12 protein-coding genes are annotated in these 15,317 nt (G+C 68.7%); 6 read left to right on the top strand and 6 right to left on the bottom strand.

Annotated elements, in window-relative coordinates:
- Positions 1-11: 11 nt before the first annotated feature.
- Entirely contained in the window at positions 12-425 is a 414-nt protein-coding gene (locus tag ACUZUJ_RS02280) for a YciI family protein (protein WP_458220974.1), read from the bottom strand.
- 295 nt (positions 426-720) lie between these two features.
- Here ACUZUJ_RS02280 and ACUZUJ_RS02275 point away from each other — a divergent pair, with 295 nt between their 5' ends.
- On the top strand, positions 721-936 hold the full coding sequence (locus ACUZUJ_RS02275) for a hypothetical protein (protein ID WP_458220975.1): 216 nt from the start codon (positions 721-723) through the stop codon (positions 934-936).
- A 207-nt stretch (positions 937-1,143) separates the two neighbouring features.
- Complete coding sequence (locus ACUZUJ_RS02270) at positions 1,144-1,551, top strand: YciI family protein (RefSeq protein ID WP_005412102.1); 408 nt, start codon at positions 1,144-1,146, stop codon at positions 1,549-1,551.
- On the opposite strand, the gene ACUZUJ_RS02265 is transcribed toward ACUZUJ_RS02270, so the two are convergent.
- Positions 1,529-3,610 (bottom strand): NHL repeat-containing protein, encoded by a 2,082-nt coding sequence (locus tag ACUZUJ_RS02265; protein ID WP_049442823.1) that lies wholly within the window; start codon positions 3,608-3,610, stop codon positions 1,529-1,531. The genes ACUZUJ_RS02270 and ACUZUJ_RS02265 overlap by 23 nt on opposite strands.
- A 160-nt stretch (positions 3,611-3,770) precedes the next feature.
- Between ACUZUJ_RS02265 and ACUZUJ_RS02260 the strand changes: the two genes are divergently transcribed.
- Positions 3,771-5,291, top strand: a complete 1,521-nt coding sequence (locus ACUZUJ_RS02260; RefSeq protein WP_049442821.1) for a tetratricopeptide repeat protein — start codon at positions 3,771-3,773, stop codon at positions 5,289-5,291.
- A gap of 7 nt (positions 5,292-5,298) precedes the next feature.
- Here the strand turns inward: ACUZUJ_RS02260 and ACUZUJ_RS02255 are convergent, their stop codons facing one another.
- Together ACUZUJ_RS02255 and cycA are read right to left on the bottom strand one after the other, a co-directional pair.
- The gene (locus tag ACUZUJ_RS02255; RefSeq protein ID WP_049442820.1) at positions 5,299-6,075 is read right to left on the bottom strand and encodes a lytic transglycosylase domain-containing protein; all 777 of its coding nucleotides are present in this window, start codon (positions 6,073-6,075) and stop codon (positions 5,299-5,301) included.
- A 328-nt stretch (positions 6,076-6,403) separates the two neighbouring features.
- Positions 6,404-7,777, bottom strand: coding sequence for a D-serine/D-alanine/glycine transporter (gene cycA, locus ACUZUJ_RS02250; protein ID WP_049444868.1), 1,374 nt, complete (start codon positions 7,775-7,777; stop codon positions 6,404-6,406).
- A 230-nt stretch (positions 7,778-8,007) separates the two neighbouring features.
- On the opposite strand from cycA, the gene ACUZUJ_RS02245 reads away from it, so the two are divergent.
- The gene (locus tag ACUZUJ_RS02245; RefSeq protein ID WP_458220983.1) at positions 8,008-9,624 is read left to right on the top strand and encodes an EAL domain-containing protein; all 1,617 of its coding nucleotides are present in this window, start codon (positions 8,008-8,010) and stop codon (positions 9,622-9,624) included.
- A gap of 314 nt (positions 9,625-9,938) precedes the next feature.
- Here the strand turns inward: ACUZUJ_RS02245 and ACUZUJ_RS02240 are convergent, their stop codons facing one another.
- Together ACUZUJ_RS02240 and ACUZUJ_RS02235 are read right to left on the bottom strand one after the other, a co-directional pair.
- A complete protein-coding gene (locus ACUZUJ_RS02240) occupies positions 9,939-11,123 on the bottom strand; it encodes an MFS transporter (protein ID WP_458220872.1) in 1,185 nt (394 codons plus the stop codon).
- Complete coding sequence (locus ACUZUJ_RS02235) at positions 11,120-12,298, bottom strand: serine hydrolase domain-containing protein (RefSeq protein ID WP_458220871.1); 1,179 nt, start codon at positions 12,296-12,298, stop codon at positions 11,120-11,122. The genes ACUZUJ_RS02240 and ACUZUJ_RS02235 overlap by 4 nt, the downstream gene beginning before the upstream one ends.
- A 228-nt stretch (positions 12,299-12,526) precedes the next feature.
- Here ACUZUJ_RS02235 and ACUZUJ_RS02230 point away from each other — a divergent pair, with 228 nt between their 5' ends.
- Together ACUZUJ_RS02230 and ACUZUJ_RS02225 are read left to right on the top strand one after the other, a co-directional pair.
- Positions 12,527-13,426, top strand: a complete 900-nt coding sequence (locus tag ACUZUJ_RS02230) for a LysR family transcriptional regulator (protein ID WP_458220870.1) — start codon at positions 12,527-12,529, stop codon at positions 13,424-13,426.
- 263 nt (positions 13,427-13,689) lie between these two features.
- Positions 13,690-15,297, top strand: coding sequence for an ATP-binding cassette domain-containing protein (locus ACUZUJ_RS02225; RefSeq protein ID WP_458220869.1), 1,608 nt, complete (start codon positions 13,690-13,692; stop codon positions 15,295-15,297).
- Positions 15,298-15,317: the final 20 nt, after the last annotated feature.

The raw sequence follows: 15,317 nt of genomic DNA, 5'->3' as shown, positions 1-15,317 counted from the left end.
GATGAATCGGGTCAACCTTCCAGCTGTGCACGCAGACGCTGTTCCTGCTGCTGTAATTCAGGGGTGAAGGCTTCGCCGAAGTCTTCAGCGGAGATCAAGGGACGCAGTTCGAGGGTGCCGCCACTGCCGAACGGCGCACGGCTGGCCCACTCGACGGCCTCGTCCAGCGACCGCACCTCCCACAGCCAGAAGCCGGCGATCTGTTCACTGGCAGGACCGAACGGACCGGCCTCGACCATGGGTGCCGCGCCGCCGAAGTGAATACGGCGGCCGCGCTGGGTGGCGTGCAGCCCTTCACCGGCCAGCATGATGCCGGCGGCCACGAGTTGTTCGTTGAAGGCGCCCATTTCGGACAATTCCTGTTCGCTGGGCATGCGGCCGGCTTCGGAGTCGGCGTTGGCCTTCACGATCACCATCACTTTCATTGTGGTCTCCCGTGGGGACGCGTGGTACGTGCCCTTCACTGGGTACAACGAACCAGGGGGCTGGGAATCGACACGTCTTCTGAAAATTATTTCTTCCGTGGAAAGCGCGCCTTCGGCGGCGATCGGCGAACGGCGGAGCCCCTCCGTGGTGGGGGTGGGTTGGTCGCTGAAAAGCTCGGGTTCATGGGTTTGGCCGGGTGGGTAGGCGGGTCGGGGGACGCCGTAAACCCGTCCCTGGGGGCTTGGCCGCGGCATCCATGCCGCGGACACCCCCGCCCCGCCTACCCACCCGGCCTTGGACAAGTTCCTGTCTCCGTTCCACCACGGGAAGATCAAGAAAAAAAACAAAAGCAACAGCAACGGCGGTTGGCTGGCGGCCTCGGCTTTGCGAGCGAAGCGACCCGCTTTCGCTCTTGTTGTTGATTTCCCGTGGTGGTTCGGCGACCGGAATCTGTCAGGGGTCGGGCGGGTGGGATTGGCGGGGTATCCGCGCCATGGATGGCGCGGCTAAGCCTCCACGGACGGATTCACGGCGTCCCCGCCAATCCCACCCGCCCGGCCCACCCGCAGAAACCCAGCTTTCAGCGACCAACCCACCCCACCACGGAGGGGCTCCGCCGTTCGCCGTTCGCCCGCCGCAGGCGGCTTTTCGCGCTGCAGCATGCCGGCAGACAAACCTGCGCCATCATGGGCACCCCGCCCCCGCCAGGACCGTGCCATGCAGCAGTACCTGCTTCTGATCTATATCGAGCCTGCCCTGCTGCAGGCGCTGCCCACCGAAGAATTCAACGCGCTGATGCGCGACTGCCTCGCCCACGCCGACAAGCTGCAGGCCGAAGGCACGCTGCTGGCCGCGCAGAAGCTGCAGCCGGTCGACACCGCGCAGACCCTGCGTGTGCGCGATGGCCACAGCCGTGTGCTCGATGGCCCGTTCGCCGAAACCCGCGAACTGCTGGCCGGCTTCAACCTGATCGTCGCCCGCGACCGCGACGAAGCCATGCGCATCGCCCGCGACTTCCCCTGGGCGCGCTTCGGCAGCATCGAGGTGCGGCCGCTGGAAGACATGGACGCCGAACGCGAACGCTGCGGCGCCCCGGCTGCCGCTATGGCAGCAGCCGTACTCTGATCTCGCGCGGGCCGACGCCTTCGTTGCCGCTGTAGTCGCGCACGCTGGCGCGCACGATGTACTCGCCCGGCGGCAGCGCCGCCGGCTGCCAGCGCCCGGTCTCCATCAGGCCGTCACGCACGGTGTTGGTGGCCAGGTAGCGGAAACGGGTGACCGCGCTGCCATGCACGGTGATGCCGCTGTCCGGTGCGTAGGCCACGCGCACCGCTTCCTTCTGCGGCGGCATGCGGTTGAACACGATGTTCCAGCGCGGCTGCTCGTAGCCCTGCAGCGGCTGTCCAGCGGCATCGAGGATCTGGTAGCCCACCTGGTACATGCCCAGGCGGCGACGCGGCAGGTTGTTGTCGACCTGGTCCCAGGCCTCGATCACGATCTGCACGCCGCGGCCCTGGCGCGCCACCATCACTACGCCGTCGCTGCCCGCCGCCATCGGCTGGTCGTTGTCGTCCAGCAGGGCCACATCGGTGATGCGCGGCGCGAAGTGGTCGGCGTAGTTGTGGAAGCCCAGCGCCACCGCGTTGGTCTCGAAACCGCCGGTACCCACCGCCAGATGCACGTGCGCCTGGTTGTTGATGCTGCCCAGGCGGTCACCGACGTGGATGCGCATGCCACGGCGCACGCGCATCCGTTCCAGCTTGCCCTGCTCGTCATACAACGCCTGCCAGCGCGCATCGAACGGCTGGTCGCGCGGACTGCGGCCGACCCGCATGTGGATGTACTTGAGACGATCCACGGCCAGGCCCTCGGCCTGCTCGCCCAGGTTCCAGGCCGCCACCGGGCTGCTGATCTTGCCGTCGGCGATCGCCAGCACGGTCTGTCCCACATCACCGCGTACATCGAAGCCGCCGTGCAGGTGGTGGCGGCTCTCGCCGCTGAAGTTGCCACGCACTTCGCCCAGCGTACCGACCACTTCGTGCCAGCCCTCCTGCGGTGCCAGCGGCCAACGGCCCCCGGTCTTCGGCAACGCGGCATCGGCGGCCGGGCCGACCAATGCCGGCGCCGGCAGGTCGCCCACCGGCAACGGGCGCAGGCGGTGCAGGCGGTAGCTGGCGGCGTCGGCCACCAGCACGCTGCCATCGGCATCCATCGCCAAGCCACTGGGGCGGGCCAGGCGCGGCAGGCGGCCGTTGCCGACCAGCGCGATCTGGTGGCCCTGCGGCGTCACCTGCACGATGCGGCCATCGAGGTCACCCACGTACAGCACGCCGTCGTGCGTGGTGGCCAGTGACAGCGGCCCATTGATCACGCCACCGGCGGCGACCACGGTGCTGACCGTGCCATCGGCCCCCACCCGGCGAACCGCGTTGTTGAACAGGTCGGCCACCAGCAGCGCACCGTGTGCATCGAAGGCCAGCGCCACCGGCGTATCAAATCGCGCGGCGGCACCCACGCCGTCGGCAAAGCCGGGCCGATCGCCACCGGCCAGGGTGCGCACGCTGCCATCGGTGCCGATCACCCGGATGCGATCATTGAACGTATCGGCCACGTAGATCTGGCCCTGCGTGTCCACCGCGATGCCCATCGGCGCATCGAAACGCGCCTGCGCGGCGGGGCCATCGTCATGGCCCTGTTCGCCACCGGCCAGCGTGGTCACCTGGCCATCGGTGCCGATGCGGCGGATCGCGTGGTTGCCGGTGTCGGCCACATACAGGTTGCCCTGCGCGTCGGCGGCAATGCCCGAGGGCGTATTGAAACTGGCCTGCAGTGCCGGGCCGTCGACGCGTCCCTCGCCCTGCCCGGCCACGGTTTCGATGCGGCCATCGGGCAGTCGGCGACGGATGCGGTTGTTGTCGCCGGCATCGGTGAAGTAGATGCTGCCATCGGCACCGCGCAGCAGCGCGTAGGGATCGGCGAAACGCGCCTGCGCGGATCCACCGTCCCGGTCACCGGGATGGCCGTCACCGGCCAACGGCTCGATCTGTGCGGTCCAGGCCAATGGCGTGGGCGCCGGGCCCGCAGGCTCGGCCAGCGTGTGCAGCGGCGTCTCCCACCAGGTCGCTGCCAATGCCACCGCCGTTGCAGACGCCACCCCTGCCACCATCCATTGCCACCGTGCCATCGTGCTGCGCTGCTCCTGCCTGAAGAGGCACCGACAATAGACGGTGAAGGTGCGATCCGCCACGGCCAATCGTACGGGGGAACAGCAGAGTTCCATGCGCCCTGCTTGTTCTCACTGGCTGCAGCAGGTTCAATGCGGTTCCCACGGATGGAGATCCTCCATGCCCCGCATCATCCCCCTGGCCGCCCTGCTGCTGGCCGCATTGGCCAGCGCGTCCGCCTCCGCCTCGATCACGGTGGCCCCGCAGAAGCCCTCCGCCACCGCCGATGCAGTACACGCGGCGTACGCCACGCGCTGGGATGAAGCGATCCAGCAGGCACGCAGCGGCAATACGCTGGGCGCACTGATCAGCATGGAGCGGCTGATGGAGGATCCGCTGCTGGACGACTTCGATGCCGAGCATCGTGGCCGCGCCGCGCAGGTGGCCGGCTGGACCGCGCTGATGCAGAAGAAGCCGGACCAGGCCCGCCGCTACCTGCAGCGGGCGCAGGAGGCCCTGCCGGAGGATGCCCAGGTCCTGCTCACCCAGGTGTCGGTGGAACTGTCGGACAACCAGCCGGCCGCAGCCACCACCTTCCTGGTGAAGGCACTGCAGCATGCCGACGCACCGCTGCCGGTCGATCACCACGCCATCAACTACCTGCAGTACCGCCTGCGTGACCAGCCACAGAAGCGCATGGACCTGCTGCAGGCGCTGTTCGACAACGGCTGGAAGAGTGGCGGCCTGGAACCCACCGGGCTGTGGCTGGCGCTGGCCACGCTGCAGGCCGACAACGGGCGTGGTGACGGCATCCCAGCCACGCTGGCGCGCATCGACAGCCCGGCCGAGATCATCCGCCTGCGCAGCGACAAGCGCTTCGACCGCTATGTCGATCGCGGCGATGCGCGCTTCGATCCGGTGCAGGCGGCACAGCGCCACCTCGATCAACTGCGCGTCTCCGGCCTGCTCGACCGCGCACTGGATGCGCGCATGGCCGAGTTCAGCACCACCCTGCTGATGCTGGACCGCAACGAGGAAGTGCTGTCGTTGACCGAGGGCATGGCTGGTGCGGCGAGCAACGGCGAATCGCCTTCCGCCGCGGAAGCGGAATGGGTGGCCTGGCTGCTCAACAGCCGGCTCACCGCGCTGCGCCGGCTGGGCCGCACCGATGAGGCGCTGGCCACCGCGAAGCAGGCCGCACGCATCGGCGCGCTCGGCCCGGATGGTGTCGAGCACCAGATGAATGTCGGTTTCGTGTTCAGTTCGCTGGGCCGCATGCAGGACGCTGCGCAGGCAGTGAATGACATGCCGGGGCTCGCTGGCTACGGCAAGGCTGCGCAGGCGCTGCTGCAGTTCGCCGCCGCCCGCGAGCGTGGCGATGCCAAGGCACGCGATGCGGCGCGCGCGGTGATCCTGGCCCAGCGCGATGATGCCCGCCTGTTCCATCGCGAAATGCTGCTGGAGGAAGGCAACCTGGACGGGGCCGCCGCCGTGCTGATCGAACAGCTGCGCTCGCCGGTTGAACGCGGTGAAACCCTGGCCAGCCTGCAGGACATGCGCACCTATCCGTCACTGCCGGGCGACGTACGCATCGATGCCGCCTGGCGCGCACTCAAGCAGCGCGCGGATGTACAGGCCGAGGTGGCACGTGTCGGCCGCATCGAGCGCTACGACCTGGTCAGCACTTCCACCTCGCGCTGAGTGCCTGCTAGCGCGCCGGCACCTCGGTACGGATGCCCATCGCTTCACGGTAGCGCGCGTACAGCGCCATCACCTTGTCCACGTAGGCCAGGGTTTCGGCATAGGGCGGTACGCCCTTGTAGCGGGTGACCGCACCGATGCCCGCGTTGTAGGCGGCCGCCGCCAACGGACGGTCGCCGTTGTAGCGGCGCAACAGCGCGCGCATGTAGCGCGCGCCACCCTCGATCGACTGCTGCGGCGAGAACGGATCGCTTACCCCGTATTCCAGCGCGGTATCGGGCATCAGCTGCATCACCCCCTGCGCGCCCTTGCTGGATACCGCCAGCGCATCGAAATTGCTTTCGGCGTGGGCGATCGCACGCAGCCAGGCATCATCGACGCCGGTGGCCTTGGCCGCGGCCTTGAACTGCCTGGCGTGCTGCGCCAGCTGCGGCTTGCCGACCTTGCCCAGGCCTTCGTGCGCCGGCTCGCCCGGCGGCGTGGCCACGGTGAACTTCAGGAACACTCGCGAGCCAGGCAGGTTGCGCGTGGAGTAGACCATCGCCCCGTCCTGTTCGCGTTCGTACAACACGCCACTGAACACGCCCATGTTGCCCCACAGGTTCGGGGTCTGGACGGCGTTGTCGTCGATCTCCCTGGCGGTACAGCGCGAGCCGGGTTCCGGCGCGGTGGCCAGGCTGACGGTGTTGCCCTGCACGCAGCGGTAGACCGTGCGCGCGGTGGCCAGCCCGGGCCATAGGCTGGGCAGCAGCAACAGCACGAGCAGGAGGGGGCGAGGGGACATGGCGGCCGGATGATCCGGCCGGGCCCGCTAATGTTGGGTGAATGGGGGTCGGCAGGGCTGCGCCCTGCACCTGCGGTAGTGCCGGCCGCTGGCCGGCAACCTCAACAGCAACAGCCGTTTTCCTGCGAGGAGGCGGGGTGGGTCCGGTTGTGGGGGACGCTGCAAGTACGTCCATGTAAGCTCGGTCGCCGCATCCATGCGGCTCACGCCCCCCACAACCGGACCCACCCCGCCTTCGACAGTTCCCGGCAGCGGGCAGTAGATCCACGCCATGCGTGGATGAAACGTCCGGAGACAGTGGATCAATCAATGGAACAAAAACGCCGGGTTACTTCGCAGCCCTCCGCCGTACCCAATAGCCCACGCCCAGCAGCACGAACCACGCCGGGCTGGCGATCAGCGCCTGGCGGGTGTCGCCCTGCAGGCTCAGCAGCACCAGCACGCCGGCGAAGAACACCAGGCAGGCCCAGCACATCGCAACGCCGCCGGGCATCTTGAAGATCGATGCAGCGTGGCGCTCCGGGTAGCGGCGGCGATAGGCCATGTAGGCCACCAGGATCAGCGACCAGACGAAGATGAACAGCACCGTCGCCAGCGTCGTCACCAGGGTGAAGGCGGTCACCAGGTTGGGAATCAGGTAGATCAGCAGCGTGCCGCCCAGCAGGCACAGGCATGAGAACAGCAGGCCGCGGGCCGGCACCGCGGCGCGTGACAGCTTCGACAGCCCGCGCGGGGCGTGGCCCTCTTCGGCCAGGCCGTACAGCATGCGGCTGGTGGAGAAGATGCCGCTGTTGGCCGAAGACGTGGCCGAGGTCAGCACCACGAAGTTGATCAGGCTGGCGGCGGCGGGAATGCCGGCCAGCACGAACAGCTGCACGAACGGGCTCTTGTCCGGCACCACCTGGCGCCACGGGGTCACCGCCATGATCGCGATCAGCGCCAGCACGTAGAAGATGATGATGCGCACCGGGATCGAGTTGATCGCCTTGGGCAGGTTGCGCTCGGGGTCGGCGGTTTCGGCGGCGGTGGTGCCCACCAGCTCGATGCCGACGAAGGCGAACACCGCAATCTGGAAACCGGCGAAGAAGCCGACCAGTCCCATCGGGAACATGCCACCGTCATTCCACAGGTTCGACAGCGATGCGGTGTGACCACTGGGCGAGGTGAAGCCCCACGCCACCAGCCCGGCGCCGGTGATGATCAACGCGCAGATCGCCACGATCTTGATCAGCGCGAACCAGAATTCCATTTCACCGAACAGCTTCACCGTCACCAGGTTCAACGCCAGCAGCAGCATCACGCAGGCCAGCGCCGGTTTCCAGGCTTCAAGCCCGGGGAACCAGAACTGCGCATAGGCGGCGATCGCGATCACGTCGGCAATGGCGGTGACGATCCAGCAGAACCAGTAGGTCCATCCACAGAAGAACCCGGCCCACGGGCCGAGCAGGTCAGTGGAGAAATCGATGAAGGATTTGTACTGCAGGTTGGACAGCAGCAGCTCGCCCATCGCGCGCATCACGAAGAACAGCATCGCGCCGATGATCAGGTAGACGAAGACGATGGACGGGCCGGCCAGGCTGATGGTCTTGCCTGACCCCATGAACAGGCCGGTACCGATGGCACCGCCGATGGCGATCAGTTGCAGGTGGCGGTTGGACAGGCTGCGGCGCAGGTGCTCGGGGGGCGTTGCGGGCTCGGTCATGGGCGCGGGCTAAGGGACGGGCGAAGCATCCGACGGTAGTCCTCCACGGCGCCAAGCGCCAGCGCCGGACGGACCTATTACGTCAAAGTCGGCCGCTTTCACCACAATGTGACCGAATACCGTATTGATCCCATTCCGCCCGGCCCAGCGCCATGCTCAGATAGCCGCACCTGCCCAAGGACCGGCCCGACCATGTGCCCTGCCCCGCCCGCCCCGCTGGAGCCCCGGCCATGAGCCGCCTGCGCGTCATCATCGGCGGCACCGCGCTGGCGCTGCTGGCCGCTGCGGTGCCGATCGCGGTCATGGCCTATGCCACCTGGGACCGCGCGATCAGCGTCGAACAGCAGCGCCTGCGCGACATTGCCGACCGTACCCTGCGCCGCTCCGACCTGTCCTACCAGGAAGCGCTGGCGGCACTGAAATCGGCCGGGGCCGGTGGCTACGTACCCTGCAGTCCCGAGCACATCCGGCGCCTGCAGACCCTGGTCATGACCACCCCATCGATCGACCAGATGGGCTACTTCGAAGGCGGCAAGCTGCGCTGCACCTCGTGGGGACCGTTCCTGTCCGACGTGGATCAGCCCACGCCGGACCACGTCACCAGCGATGGCGCCGGCATCGCGGTGGATGTGCGCCCGGAAAACAGCGGGCGCCGCCAGGTGCTCGCGGTCCTGTATGGGTCCTACGACGCACTGGTGGACCCGCGCCGCTTCGTCGATGTCATTGCCGACCCGAACGTGCGGCTGGCGCTGGCCAGCCCCGATGGACGCCTGCTGGCCCAACAGCCAGGCCTGGATCCGGACCTGCTGCAGGCACTGCTGCGCGACCCCGGCGAAGGCCTGGATCACAGCACCCTGTTCGCCACCGCGCGCAACGAGGAATGGCTGGCCATCGCCACCACGCCGCGCACCGCGCTGGCCGCGGCCTTCCGCCAGCAGGCGTGGCTGTACGTGCCGGTGGGCCTGCTGCTGGCCGCCGCCGGTGCCGGCCTGGTGATCTGGCTGTCGCGGCGCCGCCTGTCGCTGCGCGGTGAACTGGCCACCGCCATCCGCCGCCGCGAGCTGTACCTGCATTACCAGCCGATCATCGAACTGGACACCGGCATCTGCGTCGGCGCCGAGGCACTGGTGCGCTGGCAACGCCCGGATGGCACCCAGGTGCGGCCCGACCTGTTCATTCCGCTGGCCGAAGAGGCCGGCATGATCGCCGACGTCACCGACCTGGTGATCGAGAACGTGGTGCGCGACATGCGCGAGCTGCTGGTGGCCGACCGCAGCGCGCACATCGCGATCAACCTCGCCGCCGAGGACATCAGCAGCGGCCGCGCCCTGAAGATGATTGCCCGGCACATGGCCGGCAGCGGCATCCTGCCGCAGCAGATCTGGATGGAGGCCACCGAGCGCGGCTTCCTCGACCTGGACCGCGCACGCACCATGCTCGCCGCCGCCCGCCGCGCCGGCCACAGCGTGGCCATCGACGATTTCGGCGTCGGCTTCTCCAGCCTGCAATACCTGGAACAGCTGCCGCTGGATGCGCTGAAGATCGACAAGTCGTTCATCGATGCGATCGGTACCGAAAGCGCGACCAGCCCGGTCACGCCGCACATCATCGACATGGCCAAGGAGCTGGGCCTGTGGGTGGTGGCCGAGGGCGTGGAAACCGAGGCGCAGCTGGCCTACCTGCACAGCCGGCACGTGGAATTCGGCCAGGGCTGGCTGTTCTCGCGGCCGCTGCCACGTGATGAATTCGTCGCTTTCCACCACAAGCGGCAGCAGCGATACGGCGCGGCGCGGGAGCACATGCAGAATCCGCGCAGCGTGCCGATCGAGCGTGAGGGGATCGAGTAGGACGGGCAACGGCAGAGCCCCTCGTGGTGGGTCGCGTACAGCTATCCCGGAGTTGGCCGGGGCGGTCGGGTTCGCGGGGGACGCCGTAAACCCATCCATGGGGGCTTGGCCGCGGCATCCATGCCGCGGACACCCCCGCGAACCCGACCGCCCCGGCCTCTGACAGGTTCCGGCTGCGTCCCACCACGGAATCAACAGAAGAAAGCAAAAGCAAACGCGGGTCGCTGCGCTCGGTAGTTCCACGCCATGCGTGGATGGCGCGGACCACGGTAGTGCCGGCCGCTGGCCGGCACCACGTGACACTGATCGGCCGCCTACGCCCACGCCTTCGGCCGTGCCAGCAGCCACGCCACGGTCACCGCCAGCAACAGCAACGGCAGCCATCCCAGCTGGCTCGTGCCGCTGGCCTGCAGCAGCACGCCGCCTGCCACGCCGCCGGCAGCAATGGCCAGGTTCCAGCCGGTCACCAGCATTGACTGCGCCAGGTCTGCGGCGGCACCCGCACGGCGTGCCAGTGCGGTCTGGAACAGCGTCGGCACCGCGCCGAACGCCACGCCCCACAGGATCGTCGCCAGCAGCAGCGCGCTCGCCACGCCCGGCCACACCAGCAAGGCCAGAACCGGCACGATGAAGCCGACTACCGCCGCCCACACCAGTACATGCAGGTGGCGATCCACACCCCAGCCAGCAATACCGATGCCGGCAATCGCCGCCACGCCGAAGGCGAGCAGCAGCCGGTCCAGCCATGCACCGGCCCCCGCGTCGACCGCCAGCGGCTCGATGTACGTGTACAGCACGTTGTGTGCCAGCACGTACAGCACCATCACCAGCAGCGTGCTGCGCACGCCGGGCATCCGCCAGACCGTGGCCAGCGAGGTGCGCTGGCCGGCACCGGCCGCCGGCAGCGCCGGCAGTGTCCAGCGCGCGTATGCCAGCAGACCCACGCCCAGCACGCTCATCAACGCGAACGCCCAGCGCCAGCCGATCTGCTGGCCAAGCAGCGTGCCGGCCGGCACCCCCAACGACAGCGCCAAGGGTGATCCCACCATCGCCACCGCGATCGCCCGCCCCTGCAACGAGGGCACCACCATGCGCGCCGCGTAACCGGCCACCAGCGACCACAGCAGGCCACCGCTCACGCCGGCCAGGAACCGCGCGGCGAGGATCAGCGCGTAACTGCTGCTCAGCGCGGTCAGCGTGTTGACCACCACGAAACCGGCAACGGCGGCCAGCAACAGCGGACGCCGCGGCAGGCGCTGGGTCAGCGCGGTCATCGGCAGCGCGGCCATCACCGAGCCCAGCGCATACACGCTCACCAGCTGGCCGACCGCCGCATCACTCACGCCCAGGCTGTCGCCCATCGGACGCAGTACACCGGCCGGCAGGGTCTCGGTCAGCAGGGTGATGAAGCCACCGCCGGCCAACGCCAGCAGGCCCGCCCATGGCAGACGCGTAGCCTCACCGGCCGGGCTGGCCGCATCAATGGCATGGCCACTCATCGGACGGTCTCCAGATCGGCGTACACCGCATCACGCAGCTCATCGACGAAGGCCCCATCCATGCCTTCGTACAGGGTGTTGGTCAGCGCCACCACGCTCAGCCCACGCGACGGGTCGACGAACCAGCTGTGACCATAGGCGCCGCCCCAGCGCCAAGTCCCTTCGCGCTGCGGCGTGCCACTGGCGGCAGCATCGCGCAACACCGCAAAGCCCAGCCCGAAGCCCCAGCCAGCCGGTTCCGGCGGCCCCTGCTCGCCCACCTGTGGGCTGGCCATCTCTGCCGCCAGCGCGGGCGGCAGCAGGCCGGAGCGCTGCACATCACGCAAGGCCTCCAGCACCACCATCACCTCATCGGCAGTCCCCACCAGGCCGGCGCCGGCGGAAGCGAAACGGCTGGCATCAAGGGCACGCGCAAGGCTGTACTCGATGCCGACCGTACCTTCGAACGGCGCGACCACCTCGCCTTCGCGCAGGCGATGCGGCTGCGGCGTGTCGCTCACATAGGGCGTGGCCAACCGCGCACCCTCGCGCGTGGCGAACGCGGTATCACGCAGGCCCAAGGGGGCGGCCAGCAAACGCTCGAGCAGCACCTGCAGCGTTTCACCGGTCGCGGCTTCGGCCACCGCACCGGCCACATCCACGCCCAACGAGTACAGCCATTGGCTGCCCGGCTCGAACAGCAGCGGTGCCTGCGCGATCCGGCGTACGTTCTCGGCCAGGGAAAGCGGGTTCGCATCCAGCCCATCGCTGACCCCAGCGCGCGCATAGGGGCCCTCCGCATCGGCTTCCAGGAAGCGGTAGCCCAGCCCGCTGCTGTGGCTGAGCAGCTGGCGCAGGCTGATCGGCGGCGTGCGGCCATCGGCCAGCGCCGGGCGGAACTCCGGCAACCAACGCTGCACCGGCGCATCGAGGTCGAGCACGCCCTCGGCTACCAGGCGCAGGATCACCGTGGCCAACAGCGGCTTGCTGACCGATGCCAGCCGGAACAGCTGGTCGCGCTGCATCGGCAGGGCCGATTCGCGATCGGCCAGCCCGGTCGCGCTGGCATGGCGCAGCATGCCGTGCTCGCACACCAGCACCACCGCACCGACCAGGCGCAGGGGGTGGACCTGCTGCAGCAGCTGCTGCACCGAGGGCAGCGTCGGTGCGGGTTCAAGGGAAAGAGCGGCATGCATCGCGGTGATCCGTGGGGAGAGGCCCGCCACGTTAGGCGGCACGGCACGGCGCAAAAAGCCGGTTGCCGCTCCGGGCATCATGGACCGTGCAGTCCGCAATCGGCATCATGGCCGGAACTGAAAGGCCGCAACGGCCGGCCACCCGCCCCGCACCACAGTGTTGCGGTGGCGGCGCCGCCCGCCGCGATCGCGCGCCCCTACCCTGCTGCTTTCATCGCCCGCACGCCCATGTCAGTCCTGGACAACCTCGCCAACCTGCAGACCTTCGTGCACGCCGCCGACACCCGCAGCTTCGTCGAGACCGGGCGCCTGCAGGGCATCTCCGCCTCGGCCGCCGGCAAGTGCGTTGCCCGGCTGGAGCACGCACTGGGCGTGCGCCTGTTCCACCGCAGCACGCGCAGCATCACCCTCACCGCCGAGGGCCAGCTGTTCCTGGCACGCTGCCGGCGCATCCTCGACGAGCGCGATGCCGCGCGCACCGAACTGGCGCAACCGCACGCTGCACCGAGCGGCACGCTGCGCATCGGCCTGCCGTTGGTGGGCGACCTCACCCTGCCGTTGATGGCCGAATTCATGGCCGCGTATCCGGACATCCGCCTTGACCTCGACTTCAGCGACCGATTGGTCGATGTCATCGAGGAAGGTTTCGATGCAGTGCTGCGTGTCGGTGAACCCAGCGATTCGCGCATGAACGCACGTCGCCTGGGGGTGTTTCCACGCCGCATCGTCGCCTCGCCGGCCTACCTGCAGCGCCGCGGTACGCCACGCACACCCACTGAACTGCTGCAGCACACGCTGCTGCACTACCGCTTCCCCAGCACCGGCAAGCTGGAACTGTGGCCGATCCACTGGCCCGATGAGGAAACCCCGCAGGAGCTGCCGGTACACATGGTGGCCAACACCATCGAGGCGCGGGTGGCGCTGTCGCTGCGCCACGTCGGCCTGGCCTTCGTGCCGGTGCACTCGGTGCGCGATGCGCTGGCCGACGGCCGCCTGGTTACCGTGCTGGACGAACACGTGCATTCCTGCGGCATCTTCCACCTGCTGTGGCCCTCGGGCCGCCACGTACTGCCGAAGCTGCGGGTGTTCATCGATTTCGTCAGTGCCCGCCTGGAGACCGTGCCCTAGGCGCGCCCCCATGCCCGGCCCACAGTAGATCCACGCCATGCGTGCCTCGTGCAGTAGATCCACGCCATGCGTGGATGCCTTGTAGCGTCGGCCATGCCGGGCGGTGCCACACCCGACCATTCAGCCAGCCCCGCTATACTGCCCGCTCATTCCTCCAAGAGGCTCGCGACCAATGCGCCATTGATGCCGCCGTCTTCCCACCAGACGGCCTGACTCTTCCCGCCCCTGCGCGCAGGGGAGAACCCGGCATCCATGGAGGTCGCATGACCACACATTCCCTCACGCTCGATCGCGTGTCGTATCGGCTGGCCGACGGCCGCCCACTGTTTTCCGATCTGTCGTTTTCCTTCGAACCGGTCGCCACCGGCCTGGTCGGTGCCAATGGCACCGGCAAAAGCGTGCTCGCACGCCTGCTGGCCGGCCACCTGCTGCCCGACAGCGGGCAGATACGCAGCAGCGGCCGCGTGTTCCTGCTGCCGACGCCCGGCTATCCCCCCACCGGCACGGTTGGCGAACTGGCCGGCGTAGGCCCGGAACTGGCCGCACTGCAACGCATCGAAGCCGGCAGCGTGGACGAGACCGACTTCGCCTGTGTTGGCGAGCGTTGGGATCTGCGCGAGCGCCTGCAGCAGCAATGGCAGGCGCTACGGCTGCCCGACGATCTCGATCCCGCCCAACCCGCCGCGCGCCTCAGTGGCGGCCAGGCCATGCAGGTGGCGCTGTCCGGCGCCTGGGCCAGCGGCGCCGATTGGCTGATCCTGGACGAGCCCAGCAACCACCTCGATGCACGCCATCGCCAGCAGCTGTACCAACAGCTGCAGCAGTGGCGCGGTGGCCTGCTGGTGATCAGCCATGATCGCGAGCTGCTGGCGCAGATGCAGCAGATCGTTGAGCTCGACGCGCGCGGGCTGCATCGCTATGGCGGGCCGTGGCAGCACTACGCCGACGCGCGTGCCGCCGAACGCGAAGCCGCTGCTGCACAGCTCGACCATGCGCGCGCCCAGCACCGGCAGCAGCAACGCAGCGCGCGCGAACAACACGAACGCCAGCAGCAACGCCAGGCACGTGGCAACCGCGATGCAAAGCAGGCCAACCAGGCACCGATCCTGCTTGGCCGGCAGAAGCAGCGTGCCGAGGCCAGCCACGGCCGCGCGCAGCAGGTACAGGCCGAGCGCCTGCAGGTCAGCGCAGACCAGCTGCGCGCTGCAGCCTCGGCGGTTCAGGCCGCGCCGGAACTGGCACTGTTTGCCGGTGAGGGTGAACGCGGCAGCGCACGCCTTCTGCAGGTGGACTCGCTGGTTTTGCCGCATGGCTGCAGTGCACCGTTGCAGCTGGAGATCCGTCGAGGGCAGCGCATCGCCGTGGTCGGTGACAACGGCAGTGGCAAGTCCACGCTGCTGCGCGTGCTGGCCGGCCAGCTGCCTGCACGCAGCGGCACCGTGCAACGCCATGCACCGCTGGCGCTGCTCGACCAGCAGCTGCTGGGGTTGTCCGGCGAGTGCAGCATTCTCGACACCGTGCAGGCCGCCAACCCGGCGGCTGATGCGGGTGAACTGCGCACACGGCTGGCCCTGCTCGGGCTGGACGCGCAGCGCATCCAGCGTGCAGCCCATAGCCTCAGCGATGGCGAACGGGTGAAAGGCGCGCTGGCCAGCGTGCTGTATGCCGACCCCGCACCGCAGCTGCTGCTGCTGGACGAGCCCGGCAACGCACTGGACCTGAGCGCGTTGCAGGCACTGGAAGAACTGCTGGCGGCATGGCCGGGTGCCCTGATGATGGTCAGCCACGACCGGCACCTGCTGCAGGCGCTGCAGCCGACGCAGGTGTTGCAGGTCGGTGCCGATGGCTGGCAGTGGCGCGACGCCTTGTAGATCCACGCCATGCGTGGATG

It is taken from the genome of Stenotrophomonas sp. S4 (genome assembly GCF_054187805.2).
The sequence above is the reverse complement of the archived record's forward strand: the minus strand, read 5'-3'. Positions and strand labels throughout refer to the sequence as shown.